The 1080-nt window shown below is 31.8% G+C and carries 1 protein-coding gene and 1 pseudogene; both read left to right on the top strand.

The features are described from left to right. Positions 1–119: 119 nt before the first annotated feature. Positions 120–371, top strand: coding sequence for a hypothetical protein (locus WGMM_RS02845; protein WP_038249731.1), 252 nt, complete (start codon positions 120–122; stop codon positions 369–371). Between the two features lie 188 nt (positions 372–559). After that, positions 560–1080: pseudogene (locus tag WGMM_RS02850) on the top strand (hypothetical protein); the annotation flags it as partial.

Raw genomic sequence — 1080 nt, forward strand, 5'->3', positions numbered from 1 at the left:
GACTTACAATCAAAAAATAGCTTATTGGAAGTGAAAATTGAAGAATTGCGATCTATAATCATAAGGCTTAAAGCGGACTTACAATCAAAAAATAGCTCGTTAAAAAGGAAAATAGAGAATTGCAATCTATAATTATAAGACTTAAAAAGAATTATAGAGAATTGGTAGAAGTTACAGATAAACAAGAGAAAGAGTTTTTAGTAAAGTTGAAGGCAAAATCTGAGATGATAGGGTGCCAGGGAAGAGAATTAACTGAACTCAGAGCAGAATTTACCAATAAAATAAACGAGCTTTTTGAAAGGGTGGAAGAAGTCAGGAAAGAAAAATCGAAGAAAAAAAAGAAGAGTTACAAGAGCAAGTTGAACATCTGAATGCAAAATTAGAAAGAGCAAGAAATGTTGCAATATTTTCTATTGGAGAGCGTACAAAAACACTTGATGAAAATCTGACATTAAAAAATCAACAAATTGAAAGTTCACCAGCTAAAGATGAACAACAAAATGGGAAGTTAACAGAGAAAGATACACAAGGGCAAACAAAAACTAAAGCGCCAGATACAGTGAGTACAGTATCTACTGCAAAATCAACTACTGGTTCTATGAAGTCAAAAATTCCAAAGGGTTTATCTAAGCTTCGTGGGAATGAGAATTGCGATAAATTTTTATCTGATAAAAATAAAGAGTTGAAAAAAAGTTTTTCTGAATTTGAAAAGAAACACTTTTGCCATAACGTGCTTAATGAAACTATAAAGTCTCTATCAAATCAAGATGATGGCAAATTTGAAAGCAGTAAGCTGCTTGAATTATTAGAAAGTAATTTGAAACAATCCGCAAGGGAGATCAGAGAAGCTAAGGTTAAAGAAGTTGTCAACGAACATTGTAACATTGGAAAAAATATGGGTAAAGAACTACGAGATGACACGTTAAAAGCCAAGTTGTCACCTTCTGTTAGAAAATGGCGTAAAAAATTAGAATTTAACAAACAAGAAGGGGTAAATAAGATTGTAGACTCTATCTTGCACAGCTTTAATAGCAAGAATAATAATAATAACGACTCAGGAGAATTGCTTAAAGAAATTGT

It is taken from the genome of Wolbachia endosymbiont of Glossina morsitans morsitans (assembly GCF_000689175.1).
Lineage (GTDB): Bacteria > Pseudomonadota > Alphaproteobacteria > Rickettsiales > Anaplasmataceae > Wolbachia > Wolbachia pipientis.